Source organism: Novosphingobium sp. 63-713 (genome assembly GCF_001898925.1).
Lineage (GTDB): Bacteria > Pseudomonadota > Alphaproteobacteria > Sphingomonadales > Sphingomonadaceae > Novosphingobium.
In genome coordinates this window covers 678,892-691,443 of record NZ_MKVS01000047.1, presented here as the reverse complement: position 1 = coordinate 691,443, position 12,552 = coordinate 678,892, and the positions used below count along the sequence as shown (strand labels likewise).

General features: G+C 64.3%; 13 protein-coding genes. 2 read left to right on the top strand and 11 right to left on the bottom strand.

Translation table 11 applies throughout. The features are described 5' to 3' along the window. Positions 1-2: 2 nt before the first annotated feature. From BGP00_RS21575 to BGP00_RS21535, 9 genes are all read right to left on the bottom strand, one after another. On the bottom strand, positions 3-1,700 hold the full coding sequence (locus BGP00_RS21575) for an ATP-binding protein (RefSeq protein ID WP_292688918.1): 1,698 nt from the start codon (positions 1,698-1,700) through the stop codon (positions 3-5). A gap of 207 nt (positions 1,701-1,907) precedes the next feature. Then, positions 1,908-3,176: an MFS transporter gene (locus tag BGP00_RS21570; RefSeq protein ID WP_292688917.1), complete on the bottom strand. Its 1,269-nt coding sequence runs from the start codon at positions 3,174-3,176 to the stop codon at positions 1,908-1,910. After that, on the bottom strand, positions 3,173-3,625 hold the full coding sequence (locus BGP00_RS21565) for a MarR family transcriptional regulator (protein ID WP_292688915.1): 453 nt from the start codon (positions 3,623-3,625) through the stop codon (positions 3,173-3,175). Before BGP00_RS21565 ends, BGP00_RS21570 begins: the two co-directional genes overlap by 4 nt. 57 nt (positions 3,626-3,682) lie before the next feature. Beyond that, positions 3,683-4,102 carry a cytochrome c gene (locus BGP00_RS21560; RefSeq protein WP_292688913.1) on the bottom strand — a complete coding sequence of 140 codons (420 nt, stop codon included), beginning with the start codon at positions 4,100-4,102 and terminating at the stop codon, positions 3,683-3,685. Then, on the bottom strand, positions 4,102-5,373 hold the full coding sequence (locus tag BGP00_RS21555; RefSeq protein WP_292688911.1) for an FAD-dependent oxidoreductase: 1,272 nt from the start codon (positions 5,371-5,373) through the stop codon (positions 4,102-4,104). Before BGP00_RS21555 ends, BGP00_RS21560 begins: the two co-directional genes overlap by 1 nt. A gap of 74 nt (positions 5,374-5,447) precedes the next feature. Next, a complete protein-coding gene (locus BGP00_RS21550; RefSeq protein WP_292688909.1) occupies positions 5,448-6,197 on the bottom strand; it encodes an ATP-binding cassette domain-containing protein in 750 nt (249 codons plus the stop codon). Positions 6,198-6,208: 11 nt separating this feature from the next. Further along, positions 6,209-6,997 (bottom strand): ABC transporter permease, encoded by a 789-nt coding sequence (locus tag BGP00_RS21545; protein ID WP_292688907.1) that lies wholly within the window; start codon positions 6,995-6,997, stop codon positions 6,209-6,211. Between the two features lie 3 nt (positions 6,998-7,000). Continuing rightward, the gene (gene mlaD / locus BGP00_RS21540; protein ID WP_292688905.1) at positions 7,001-7,531 is read right to left on the bottom strand and encodes an outer membrane lipid asymmetry maintenance protein MlaD; all 531 of its coding nucleotides are present in this window, start codon (positions 7,529-7,531) and stop codon (positions 7,001-7,003) included. 27 nt (positions 7,532-7,558) lie between these two features. After that, positions 7,559-8,215 (bottom strand): phospholipid-binding protein MlaC, encoded by a 657-nt coding sequence (locus BGP00_RS21535; RefSeq protein ID WP_168604257.1) that lies wholly within the window; start codon positions 8,213-8,215, stop codon positions 7,559-7,561. A 10-nt stretch (positions 8,216-8,225) separates the two neighbouring features. Between BGP00_RS21535 and BGP00_RS21530 the strand changes: the two genes are divergently transcribed. Then, the gene (locus BGP00_RS21530) at positions 8,226-8,432 is read left to right on the top strand and encodes a hypothetical protein (RefSeq protein ID WP_292688903.1); all 207 of its coding nucleotides are present in this window, start codon (positions 8,226-8,228) and stop codon (positions 8,430-8,432) included. A 12-nt stretch (positions 8,433-8,444) separates the two neighbouring features. Here BGP00_RS21530 and BGP00_RS21525 read toward each other — a convergent pair whose 3' ends face one another. Next, on the bottom strand, positions 8,445-9,416 hold the full coding sequence (locus BGP00_RS21525) for a VacJ family lipoprotein (RefSeq protein ID WP_292688901.1): 972 nt from the start codon (positions 9,414-9,416) through the stop codon (positions 8,445-8,447). A gap of 262 nt (positions 9,417-9,678) precedes the next feature. Here BGP00_RS21525 and BGP00_RS21520 point away from each other — a divergent pair, with 262 nt between their 5' ends. Beyond that, positions 9,679-11,784: a penicillin acylase family protein gene (locus tag BGP00_RS21520; protein ID WP_292689223.1), complete on the top strand. Its 2,106-nt coding sequence runs from the start codon at positions 9,679-9,681 to the stop codon at positions 11,782-11,784. On the opposite strand, the gene BGP00_RS21515 is transcribed toward BGP00_RS21520, so the two are convergent. Further along, positions 11,781-12,521: an SDR family NAD(P)-dependent oxidoreductase gene (locus BGP00_RS21515; protein ID WP_292688900.1), complete on the bottom strand. Its 741-nt coding sequence runs from the start codon at positions 12,519-12,521 to the stop codon at positions 11,781-11,783. The two genes, BGP00_RS21520 and BGP00_RS21515, sit on opposite strands and share 4 nt — an antisense overlap. Positions 12,522-12,552 lie beyond the last annotated feature (31 nt).

Below are 12,552 nucleotides of genomic sequence, written 5' to 3'. Positions count from 1 at the left end.
AGTTAGCACTCCTCAAGTATGCGCGTCATGCCGCTCAGATCAAAACGATCGAGGCATGTAAACAGTTTTCCGGCCAATTCGGCAGTTTCGGGCTGGGCCGCCAATTGGCGGATCTCCTGCTCAAGGCCACGCACATAACCTATTCTGAGCAATTCGCGAAGCCTTGCCGTGCGGTCTGCAATCTCGGTTGTGCCGGAATCTGACACCGGCGCTTCATCGCTTGCCGCAAACAGGGGCAGAGTCGCGCGGGGCGGTTCGGATTCGACCCCCCATGCCAGATCCAGCAATCCGCCGATCGTCTCGATCAGCTGATTGAAGGCGACAGGCTTAACCAGGAATTGATCATGCACGGGCTTGCGCGTTTCGGGCCGGTGGAATTCGCCCGCATTGGCCGAAAGCATGAGGATGCGGATATCCTCGCCAAAGCGTTCGCGGACATGCTGGGCCGTGGTCCACCCATCAATGCCCGGCAGCGAGATGTCCAGAATGGCCAGATCGAAGGCGGGCGCGCTCTCGCTCTCCACCAGCGCCACGGCGGTTTCGCCATTGGGCACCGCCTGCACCACAAAGCCCAGCGAGGTGAGCAATTCGGTCAGGAACTTGCGCTGTTCGGCATCATCATCACAGATCAGCACATGGCGCCGACGCCCCAGATAGCCGCTGACCTCGCGCTTTTTCGCCGGTTGGCTGGTGGTCTGCGCCACCTCGCCCAGCATGATGGTCAGGCGGAAACAGGTGCCCTCATCCGATGTCCCGGCCAATTCGAGCTGGCCGCCCAGAATGCCCATGATCGCCCGCGCAATCGCCAACCCCAGCCCGACGCCGGGGCGCGAATGCAGCGCATCATTGCCGCCCCGGTCAAAGGGTTCGAAGATGGCGCGCTGATCTTCCTCGCGGATGCCGGGCCCGGTGTCGCGCACCTCAAAGGTGGCGACCTGCCCCGAATAGCGTAGGAACAGCGTGACCGAACCCTGATCGGTATATTTGACGGCATTGAGCAAGAGGTTGAGCAGAACCTGTTTCAGCCGGCTCTGATCCATCCGCACCACAGCGGGCAGGCGCCCCTTGGTCTCGTAATGGAAATCCAGCCCCTTGGCGCTGGCCGCCGGGCGCACCATGCGGATCAATTGCTCGATGAACTGGTCCAGCCGCACCGGCTCGGGCTTGACCCGGATCACGCCCACCTCAACCTGCGAAATGTCGAGCAGCGCTTCGACAAGGCTGGTGATATGTTCCGAACAACGGCGAATGACGGTGGCCGCCTCCTGCGCGCCCGCGCCATCGTTGCGCTCGACCAATTGGGCATAGCCATAGATCGCGTTCAGGGGCGAGCGTATCTCGTGGCTGACATTGGCCAGATAGCGGCTCTTGGCCTCGTTGGCGGTTTCGGCGGCCTGACGCGCCTTGACATGCTCGTCGATAGTCGATGCCGCATGACGCCAGCGCGCATGGCATTCCTGCCACCGGCGAAACGTGTAAAGCCCCAGCCCTGCCAGCGCGGGCATCGCCGCCAGCGTGACGCTGTGCGCCAGATCGAGCGGATTTTGCAAAAGGTCGAGGCCCGTCACCGCCTCCACGACCAGAGCGCCCATCAATCCCGCGCCCAGCAGGCGCCTTGCCCCCGTTTCGGCATTGTCGAGATGATCCAAAGCGTCTGTCTTGAGGTCGGCCGAGGTCGATGCTTTGGGATAATGGGGCATGATCAAGCGACACCCCCCATTTTCGGATCCATGCGCAGGGCGCAACGACGGGTCCCTGAAATCAGGGTGCCGCCCAAGGGCAGCAAGGCCGCCACGGCCCGCCCGCACTCCATTCGACCCATTTACAACCCTGCCTTGCGCTTATCTTTCTATGTAACCTTATGTTGCATTTTGGAAACTGACTGGCAAGCTCTCATGAGCTTAACGCTACACTGCCGCAGCGGTCAGAAGCGCGCTCTTATCCCCCGTCCGACCATCGCGAAACATCAGCAGAGCCAGCGTCGCCACCAGCCCGAAACCGCCCGCCACGATGAAGGCGGGGGAATAGCTGCCCCATTCCTGACGCACGAGGCCGCCGCCAAAAGCCGCCACCGCCGCGCCCACCTGATGGCCCACCGCCACCCAGCCGAACACCACCGGCGCCTCGCCCTCGCCAAAGCTGCGATTGGCGATGGCGAGCGTTGGCGGCACCGTGGCGATCCAGTCCAGCCCGTAAAAGATGGCGAAGGCCCCCAGCGAAACCGGCCCAAAATCCATGAAAGGCAAGGCAATCAGCGACAACCCGCGCAAACCGTAATAGACAGCCAGCAGATAGCGCGGATTATGCCGGTCGGTCAGCCAGCCCGAAGCCGTTGTGCCCACCAGATCGAACAGGCCCATCAGCGAGAGCAGGCCCGCCGCCGCCACAGGCGCAATCCCATGATCGCCGCAAAACGCGATCAGATGCGTCCCCACCAGCCCATTGGTGGTCAGCCCGCAGACAAAGAACGTGCCGAACAGCAGCCAGAACGTGCCATTGCCGCGCACCTTCCACAGGATCTGGAGCGCAAAGAGCGGGCTGCCGCTCTGCTTGCGAGCGGGGTTCGCGCCCGGCTCCTCGCCAAAGCGGCCGACGCCTGCACTGGCCGGACTTTCAGGCACCAGCCAAGCCACCAGCGGCACCAGCGCCAGACAGGCAATACCCACCGTGCGCACCACGCCCACCCACGCCCCGCCCTGAGTCAGCCAGGCGAGGAAAGGCAGGAAGATCAGCGATCCGGTGGCCGTGCTGGCCGCGAAAATGCCCATCACCAACCCCTGATTGCGGGCAAACCAGCGGTTGACCATGGTCGCGCCCAGCACGCTGGCCACCATGCCCGTGCCAAGGCCGGAAACCACGCCCCATGTCGCGGTGAATTGCCAGGCTTGCGTCATATACTGGCTGATCAGCGCCGAGGCGCCCATCAGCGCAAGACCCGTCATCATCACTCGCCGCACGCCCACGCTCATCATCAGCGCGGCGGCAAAGGGGCCGATCAGCCCATAAAGAAAGATCCCCAGCGCGGCGGTGGCCGAAATGCTGGCCCGATCCCAGCCGAAATGAAGTTGCAGGGGCACGATCATCACGCTGGGCGCGGAACGCACGCCTGCGGAAACGAGCAGGGTCAGAAAGGTGATCGCCGCCACCAGAAAGGCGGGGTGGAAACGGCGGCTCATGCCCGCGCCTCCCGGCCTGCGGTCTGGCCAAGCGCAATGATTGCCCCGCTCATCTCCATCAGCCGCGCCCAGCCGTCCTCGCCCAAACGGCCATGGATCCGGGCCTGCAAATCCTCCCAGTCCGGCTCGGCGGCGCGCAGCATGGCCCGGCCCGCATCGGTGATCTGCGCCAGCCGCGCCTTGCCCGGACCATCGGTGATGCTCACCCATCCCGCCTCCTCGATCGCGCGGATGGTGCGATAGAGCGAGGTGCGGTCCATCACCAAAAGCGTGGCCAGTTGATTGAGGACGATGGCCCCCGCCCGCTCGATATTGCGCATCAGCGCGAATTGCGTGGTGGTGATGCCATGGGGCGCCAGCGCCGCGTCATAAAGCCGGTCGAGCGTACGGGTCGCCTTGCGCAGGCTGGTGCAGGCGCAGGGGGCGCTGGCGAGGGAATCATGATGCATCTACATCATATCGCCCGCCCATGTGTTCTTGTCAATCGCGCCTTATTTAACCGTCCCCTATTTAACTGTCGTTGCCGCCAGAGGATCAATGCGGATCGCGGCAAGCGCGGCATGGTCCTCGGGCAAGGGCTTTGCCCCCGCCGGATGGCCATTGATCTTCAAAAGATAAGCCACCAGCCGCCCATTATCCTTGGGTTCCAGCGTACCGGGCGCGAATTGCGGCATGGCGCGCGCCAGATAATCGGACAGAGCCGCCACGGATTCCCGCCCCCAATTGGCCATGAACTTGCCCTTCAGCGCGGGCACTTCCCAGGTCCCCTCGGCCTGTTTGCCGTGACACATGGCGCAGCGCTCGGCAAAGACCGCGGCGCCCTCGGTGGCCTGCGCCTCGGTGTAAACGCCATTGGCCGTGCCCGCATTCACCGGCACCGCCGCCAGAGTCAAAGCCCCGGCCAACACCCATTTCAGCCCGCCCATCACGCAATCCCCTTCATGCCCGCCATGATCGGCTCGACAATCTTCATCACCTCAAGGATCGGCGCCGGATCGGGCAATTCCATACTGTCGCCCACGCCGAACATTTCGCCCAGATCAATGGGGTTGTTCATCACCACGATGCCGTCATTCTTGGCCATCAGCGAGGCGTTTTTATAGCGCAGCGAATAGGAAGCGTCGTGCTGGGGCACCAGCCATCCGGTCTGGCCGCGCACGGGGAAGACGGTCTTGTCGCGCCACAGATCGCGCGCAGCATAGCCGGTGGCGTTGATGACCACCTTTTCCTTGAGCTGACCATATTGCGAGGGATCGTTGAAATCGCGCATCACCATCAAACCGCCACGCTGATAAAACTCGGTCAGCAGATGATGGGCATAGGAGGGGAAGTTGAAATGCATTTCCGATGACCGGCGGGTATAGGCCACCGGAAACGGATTTTCCGCCGCCTCCAGCATCACCGGATCGGGCACCAGATCCTTGATCCGGTCCATATAATGCGCCCATTCCGATTCCTGCAAAGGCAGCCCGCCCGGTTCCCACGCGCCCTTGATCGCGGGGTCGGCATCGTGGTGCTTTTTGACCGGCGGCGCGTCGGAGAGCGCGAAGGCATCCTGAAACACCACCGGATCGCCCGGCAGGCCCAGCATCGAGCGGAAGCCCTTCCATGACAGGCGCGTCATCTGCTCCCACAGATCGCCAAAGCCCGCCCCGGCAGGCGCCGACAGAGCCACGCGCGAATCCGGCGTAAACGAGCCATGCGCACGGAAGGATCGCGTCCGCTGGATCACATCGCGTGTATAGATCGTGACCTTCAGCCCCGCCCTTTGCGCCACCACGGCGGTCGTCAGGCCAATGATGCCGCAGCCCACCACCGCGATTTCCGAGGGCAGGACGGACAGAGCCTTGCCCACCGCCACCTCGGCGCTGCCCCAGGACAGCGACCAGCCCGAGCCGCCATGGCCGTAATTGTGCACGACCAGCGTATCGCCGATCATCTGCGTGCCAAGGTTTGGCCCCGCCGCGCGGACCGGGCGGATACAACATTTCATGTCGATCAGTTGATCGGGCGTCACGCGCATCGGCGTGAGGTAAGGCCGCCGGGGCGCAGGACCGGCCGACGCCACCTTGCCCGCGCCGGTGCAGGCCGACAAAGCCCCCACCGCGCCCAGCGCCGCGCCCCCGCGCAGCATTTGCCGCCGCGCGTAATGAGCATTTCGGCCCGCTTGCGGATACCAGTTCTGGCTGCTCATCATGATCTCCCCTTGGCGGCGCGAAGCTGCAAGGAGGGCACTCTAATGGGAATGGCGCGAATTGCGTATAGTTTGTTTTATTCCATACTCTTGCCGGTGACAAAGGCGCGCACCAGCGGATGATCGGCATCATCGAGTTCATCGGCGCGCCCGCGCCACACGATCCGCCCATTGTCCAGCATCGCCAGTTCATCGGCAATCGTGCGGGCCGAGGCCATGTCATGCGTGATCGAAACAGCGGTGCAGCCCAGCGAGGTCACACGGTCGCGGATCAGTTCATTGATCGCGCCCGCCGTGATCGGATCAAGGCCGGTGGTGGGTTCATCAAAGAACAGCAGGCTGGGCGTGCCGACGATGGCGCGGGCCAGACCCGCGCGCTTCTGCATCCCGCCCGAGAGTTCGGACGGATAGCGGTCGGCCACATCGGGCGCGAGCTTGACCAAGGCCAAAGCCTCGACCGCGCGCTCGCGCGCCTCGCGCCGCCCGATGCCATCGGCGTTGATCAGGCGGAAGGCGACATTTTCCCAGACCGGCAGACTGTCGAACAGCGCCCCGCCCTGAAACAGCATGCCGATGCCGCGAAAACTGGCGCGGCGCTCGGCCTCGCTCTGCCGCGTCACATCCACGCCGTCGAGCAGCACCTGCCCCGCATCGGGCTTCATCAGCCCCAGCGCCAGCTTGAGCGTCACCGACTTGCCCTGGCCCGAACGGCCCAGCAAGGCCAGCGAGCGCCCCGGCGCCACCGCCAGATCCAGCCCGTCCAGCACCACCTGCGCGCCGAAACGCTTGGTGATACCCATCCATGCGATTTTAGCGTTGGTTGTCATGGGGGTCTGGGTCATTTCAGGGCAAACACCGAGGTCAGCAGATAGTCCGAAGCCAGGATCAGCACGGCGGCCGACACCATGGCCGAGGTGGTGGCCCGGCCCACGCCGCGCGCGCCGCCCTTGGCATTGTCGCCATGGAAACAGCCCATCAGGCCGATGATGAAACCGAACACCGCCGATTTGATCAGCCCCGATTCCACGTCCCACGCGGTCAAAAAGTCCATCGTGTTGGTGATATAGATGCTGGGCGAGAGGTCGATCAGGTAATTCGACACCTGCATACCGCCCGCCACACCGATGATGTCGGTGATCAGCGTAAGCAGCGGCAGGCTGAGCGTGGCCGCGATCAGGCGCGGCGCGATCAGATAGCGGCGCGGATCGGTGGAGAGCGTGACCATCGCATCGACCTGCTCGGTCGCGCGCATCGCCCCGATTTCCGAGGCCATGGCCGACGCCACCCGCCCGGCCAGCATCAGCGCGGCCAGCACCGGCCCCAGTTCGCGCGTGATGCCCAGCGCGACGATCTGGGGCAGCACGGTTTCGGCGTTGAACCGATCCCCGCCCGAATAGATGTTGAGCGCCAGCGCCGCACCCGTGAACCACGCCGTCAGCCCCACAACCGGCAGCGAGAGGAAACCGACACTGGCGAATTGGGCGAGGATCTGGCGCGGATACCATGGCGGAGAAAGGGCGGCGCTGATGCCGCGCGCGGCAAACAGCCCCACCCGGCCGATCGCGGCAATCCCCTCCAATGTGGCGCGCCCAAGAGCCGCCACCGGGTTTGTGGAGAACAGCCCCATGGCTTACATCTCGGGCAGGTCGGAGGAGGCCTTGGGGGCAGCAGGGGCGGGCGCCTTGGCGACGCCATCGGCCGAGGAAGCAGCCGAGGAGCCGCTCTGCGGGCGGATGAATTGCCCGATCAGGCCGAACAGATCGACCGCGCCCTGCGTGTTGTTGATCTCGCCGCCCGGCTTCAGGTCATCCTCGGCCCCGCCCGGCGTCAGCGCGATATGCGCGCCGCCCAGCAGGCCGTCGCTGGTGATCTTGGCCGTCGAATCCGAAGGCAGCTTCACATCCTTGGTCAACGAAAGGTGCATCACCGCCAGATAGGTCTTGGGGTCGATCGTCACATCGCTGACCGCCCCCACCTTGACCCCCGAAACCGTCACCTTGGCGCCGGGCTGAATGCCGCCCGCCTCGCCAAAGCGCGCGCTCACCTCATAGGTGCCGCTGCTGTGCTTCAGTCCGGAAACGCCCAGCGCGTAGGTCAGCATCAAGGCGGCAAAGGCCAGCACGGCAAAGCCCATGATCGTTTCGGCCCAACTTGCCCTCATGCGTCTTTCCTACCCTTTTTCTTGTACTTACTTGCCGCTGCGCAGGATCTTGCCCGTGCCGCCATCCTTGATCAACTGGGCGATCAGCACATCGATCTTGCCGCCATTGTTGTCGATGGTCGAGACGAAATCCTGCTGCTGGGTAATGGCCAGCCAGACGCCCGATACCTGAACGTCTACAACTTTCCACCCTGAACCATCGTTCAGCACGCGCCAGACCAGATTGGTGGGCGCGCTCGACCGGCCCCCGGCAAGCTGCGTCGTGACCAGCACATCGCCCGGCTTGCGCACCAGCGAGCCCAGCACCACGACCTTTTCGCCGTGATAATCGTCGATCCGGCTCATATAGACGCCCTCGGCATAGGTGCGGAAGGCGGCGGCAAAGCGGTTATATTGGTCGGGCGTCGCGCTGCGGGCATATTTGCCCAGCACAAAGCGCGTCACCTTGGGCACATCGACCAGACGGTTGATAAGGACGCGAAACGCCTCCTTCTTGGCCGCATCATTCTTGCTCCGGTCGTTCAGCACGGCCAGCACTTCGCGTGCGCCCTGCTGGACAAAGGCTTCGGCATTGGCATCGCGGGGGGATTGGGCAAGCGCCACAGGCGCGGCGACCGGCAGCGCGGCGGCTACCACACCTGCCACGCCCAGCGCGAAAGACAGCTTCAGATCAGCGCGAAACATCGACAGCTCCATGACCAGCATCGTGGGGGATTACATTGGCCTGCCGGTCGCGGAACCTCTTGGCCGCGACACAGGTTTTGGTCAATGCCCAAGCCCCGCACCAACGCGTGAAGAAAATCCGCCGGACCAGAAAATCCGGCGTTTGTTAACAGACGAGCCGAATCAAAAATCCGACGCTTTTATAAGGTTGGTCGAATCAAAAATCCGGCGTTTTTGAAGGTTAGCCGAATCAAAAATCCGGCAATGCCGCCGCCTTACCCGTGGCGTCCTGAACAACGGCTGCACGCTGCTGGCTGTAGGCCGCGCGGGTGAAGGCATAGGGATCGGACGCCCCGTAAATGGCCGCCATCGTGCCGTCATTCTTTTCGCGCCAGTTGATCCCGGCCATCGCATAACGCGCCGCGCCGCCCGGTGAGGTAAAGACACCGCCGATGACAAAGCCCACCGGATCCGTAAACGTATCGACCAGCCGCCCAAACCCGTCGCGCAGATTCGACGGCCCAAGGAAGGGCAGCATCACATAGGGCCCCGGCTTGGCGCCATAGCGGCCCAGCGTCTGGCCGAAATCGGCCGGGCGGCGGCGCAATCCGCCCGCCGAGGCGACATCGATCAGGCCGCCGATGCCGATCGTCGAATTGATCGCGAAACGCACCGTGGTTTTCAGCGCCCGCCCGATCTTGAGCTGGACCACCTGATTGATCGCGGTGCTCGGCTCGTCCAGATTGAGGATGGCATTGTTGATCCCGGCCCGGAAAATCTGAGGCGTCACCGCGCGATAGCCATGGGCGACGGGGGCCAGCATCTTGCTTTCAAAAAACAGGTCAAAGGCGAAAATGTCGCGATTGGGCTTTTGCCAGGGATCGCGCAGCACCAAGGACTCGCTGGCCGGGGCCGCTTCCATGGGCGCGGCGGCATCGGCTGCGGCCGGCGGATTGACCGCAACGGGGGCATTATCGACGGGCGGCGCGCTCTGGGCGTCGGCCGGGGCCGCGGTCTGGGGGGCGCTGGGGGCGGCTTGGGGCTCGCCCGCGCCGCCATCCAGCGGCAGGGCGGTGATATGGGGCGCATCATTGACCCGCGCCAGCAGCGAGGTGCCAAGCTCGGCCGGGGTTGCGACCGGAACAGAGGAAACACTGGCCAAGGAAACACTGGCCAAGGAAACATTGGCCAGCAGCAGGGCCGATAGGGGCATTACGATCATATCCAAGCTTCCATCATTATGCCCGCCCCGCAGGATCGCCACCCCATGGCGGTCCCGGGTTTGAGCATCACCCGAATCCCCTTCCCTGCGCCAGAGCATTTTTCTGAAGGCAAAGCAATTCCCACCAGAGATCGTCCGCCGCGATAGCTTGCGTCAAACTGCCCCCTTTGCGCGCTTGCGGCCCATGCTAGACATGCCCCGGCGCAGGCGCAGATGGGGAGCAGGGATGCGATTGACAATAGGCATGATGGCTTTGGCGCTGATGACCCCGGCCATGACCGCCCCCGCCTTGGCCGCCCCGCGCAAGGTTGTCATCACCCGCGACACATGGGGCATCGCCCATGTTTCGGGGCAAACCGATGCCGATGCGGTCTATGGCATGGTCTATGCGCAGGCCCAGGATGACTTCAACCGGATCGAGGTCAATTACCTGACCAACCTTGGCCGCATGGCCGAGGCGGAAGGGGAAAAGGCGATCTGGCAGGATCTGCGCCAGCGCCTGTTTATCGACCCGGCGCGGCTTAAGGCCGATTATGCGCGCAGCCCGGCTTGGCTCAAGGCGATCATGGAGGCCTGGGCGGACGGGCTGAACACCTATCTGGCCGATCACCCGGAGGTCAAACCGCGCGTCCTGACGCATTTCGAGCCATGGATGGCGCTCTCCTTCACCGAGGGCAGCATTGGCGGCGATATAGAGGGCATTGCCCTTTCCCAGCTCGAAGGCTTTTACACCCACCACAAACTGGCCATGACGGGCGAGGAGCGCGGCATCATCTTTCGCGAGCCGCAGGGTTCCAACGGCTTCGCCATCGCGCCGAGCCACAGCCAAAGCGGCCACGCGCTGCTCTACATCAACCCGCACACCACCTTCTACTTCCGCTCCGAACTGCAGATGACCAGCGCGCAGGGTCTCAACGCCTATGGCGCGGTGACATGGGGGCAGCCCTTTATCTATCAGGGCTTTAATCAGCATGCCGGATGGATGCATACCTCCAGCGGCATCGACAATGTGGACGAATATGCCGAAACCATTGTCGAGACACCGCAGGGTAAAGCATACCGATATGGCGCGCAGACCCGCCCACTGATCGTCCGCCCCATCACCCTTTCCTATCGCATGGCCGATGGCACAATGGCGCGGCGCACCTTCGAAACCTATGCCACCCATCACGGCCCGATCATCCGCGAGGAGGGCGGCAAATGGATCTCCATCGCATTGATGAACAAGCCCGTGCCCGCGCTGGAGCAGAGCTTTCTGCGCACAAAGGCGCATGATCTGGCCGGTTTCCTGAAAATCGCCGGGCTCAAGGCCAACAGTTCGAACAACACGCTCTTTGCCGATGACAAGGGCCATATCGCCTATCTCCACCCGCAATTCGTGCCGATCCGCGACCAGCGTTTCGACTGGCGCGCGCCGGTCGATGGGGCCGATCCGCGCACCGACTGGATGGGGCTGCACCCGCTGTCCGATCTGCCGCAGGTGATCGATCCGAAGAACGGCTGGGCCTATAACACCAACAATGCGCCATGGAGCGCGGCGGGCGCGGATTCGCCGAAAAAGGGCGCCTATCCCGCCTATATGGACGAGGTGGGCGCCAATCCGCGCGGCCCCCATGCCGAGCGGGTGCTGGCGGCCACGCCGCGCTTTACCCTCGACAGCCTGATTGCGGCGGGCCACGATCCGTGGCTGCCCGCGTTTGACCGGCTGCTGCCGCGCCTGTTCGCGGCGGATGCGGCCGCCCCCTCGCCCGCACGGGCCGAGGCCATCGCTTTGCTCAAAAGCTGGGACCATCGCACATCGACCGCGTCGACCGCCGAAACGCTGGCCATCGTCTGGGGTGAGAACCTCTGGGCCAAGGGGGCTGAAAGCGCCAAGAGGCAGCGCATGAGCCTGTGGGACTGGATGGACGAACAGGCCACCAATGAGCAGCGCCTTGCCGCGCTGGACGAGGCCATGGCGCATTTGACCAAGGACTTTGGCGACTGGCGCGTGCCATGGGGCGAACTCAACCGCTATCAGCGCCTGACCGGGGCGATCACCCAGCCCTATGACGATGCGCGGCCCAGCCTGCCCGTGGCCTTTACCTCATCGCAATGGGGCGCGCTGGCCGTGTCGAGCGGGCCGCGCGTGGCGGGCATGAAGCGCTATTACGGCAACCGGGGCAACAGCTTTATCGCCGCCGTCGAATTCGGCCCGCGCGTCACCGCCCGCGCGATCAGCACGGGCGGCGCCAGCGGCAATCCCAAATCCCCCCATTTCACCGATCAGGCGCAGCGCTATCTCTCGGGCGATCTGCGCCCTGTCTGGTTCTATCCGGCGGATATCAAGGCCCATGCGGAGAGCGTGAAAGTGCTGATTCGGCGCTAAACAGCAAGCGTGCCCAATATCCCGCCGTCCGCCGCCCAGCTCTGCGCGGTGACATGCGATGCATCATCGGAGAGCAAAAAGGCGGCGACAGCGGCGGCCTCATCGGCGGTGCCGATCCGGCCCTGCGGCACGCGGGCAGCCATGGCGGGGCGCTGCGCCTCGGGCACATCGGCCAGCATCGGCGTTTCGATGAAACCGGGCAGCAGGCAGTTGCAGCGCACGCCAAAGGGCGCCGCCTCCATCGCCACGGCGCGGGCAATGCCTTGGGCGGCATGTTTGCTGGCCACATAGGCGACATTGGCCGCCATGCCCCGCACCGAGGCCAGCGACCCGGTAATCAGGATCGCGCCCCGTCGCCGCTCCATCATGCCGGGCAGGACGTGGGCGATGGCCCAGAACAGCGAAGTGGTGTTCACCCGCATCACCTCGTCAAACATCGCATCGCCATAGGCCGAAACCGGCGCAAAAGCCCCGCCGGTCCCGGCATTGAGGAACAGAGCGTCAATCGGCCCGCCCTGCGCCTCCAGCGCATCGAGTGCACCGATCAGTTGCGCCTTGTCGCCTACGTCCGCCGCAGCCCAGCCCGCGTTCAACTGCGCGCCCAGATCGCGGAGCATCCCTTCCCGCCGTGCGATCAGGCCCAGCTTGCCGCCTCCGGCCGCGATCCTTTCGGCGGTGGCGCGGCCGATGCCGGTGCTGGCCCCGGTGATGACGATATGGCGGCCTGCGAAATTCATCCTCTTCTCTCCCTATCTGGTTCTGCGCGCC

Excerpts from the sequence above, each read along its gene's own strand:
- BGP00_RS21550 (WP_292688909.1), bottom strand. The coding sequence starts at position 6,197 with ATGACAACCAACGCTAAAATCGCATGGATGGGTATCACCAAGCGTTTC.
- BGP00_RS21555 (WP_292688911.1), bottom strand. The coding sequence starts at position 5,373 with ATGATGAGCAGCCAGAACTGGTATCCGCAAGCGGGCCGAAATGCTCAT.
- BGP00_RS21520 (WP_292689223.1), top strand. The coding sequence starts at position 9,679 with ATGACCCCGGCCATGACCGCCCCCGCCTTGGCCGCCCCGCGCAAGGTT.
- BGP00_RS21560 (WP_292688913.1), bottom strand. The coding sequence starts at position 4,102 with ATGGGCGGGCTGAAATGGGTGTTGGCCGGGGCTTTGACTCTGGCGGCG.
- BGP00_RS21515 (WP_292688900.1), bottom strand. The coding sequence starts at position 12,521 with ATGAATTTCGCAGGCCGCCATATCGTCATCACCGGGGCCAGCACCGGC.
- BGP00_RS21565 (WP_292688915.1), bottom strand. The coding sequence starts at position 3,625 with ATGCATCATGATTCCCTCGCCAGCGCCCCCTGCGCCTGCACCAGCCTG.
- BGP00_RS21545 (WP_292688907.1), bottom strand. The coding sequence starts at position 6,997 with ATGGGGCTGTTCTCCACAAACCCGGTGGCGGCTCTTGGGCGCGCCACA.
- BGP00_RS21575 (WP_292688918.1), bottom strand. The coding sequence starts at position 1,700 with ATGCCCCATTATCCCAAAGCATCGACCTCGGCCGACCTCAAGACAGAC.
- BGP00_RS21570 (WP_292688917.1), bottom strand. The coding sequence starts at position 3,176 with ATGAGCCGCCGTTTCCACCCCGCCTTTCTGGTGGCGGCGATCACCTTT.
- BGP00_RS21525 (WP_292688901.1), bottom strand. The coding sequence starts at position 9,416 with ATGATCGTAATGCCCCTATCGGCCCTGCTGCTGGCCAATGTTTCCTTG.
- mlaD (WP_292688905.1), bottom strand. The coding sequence starts at position 7,531 with ATGAGGGCAAGTTGGGCCGAAACGATCATGGGCTTTGCCGTGCTGGCC.
- BGP00_RS21530 (WP_292688903.1), top strand. The coding sequence starts at position 8,226 with ATGACCAGCATCGTGGGGGATTACATTGGCCTGCCGGTCGCGGAACCT.
- BGP00_RS21535 (WP_168604257.1), bottom strand. The coding sequence starts at position 8,215 with ATGTTTCGCGCTGATCTGAAGCTGTCTTTCGCGCTGGGCGTGGCAGGT.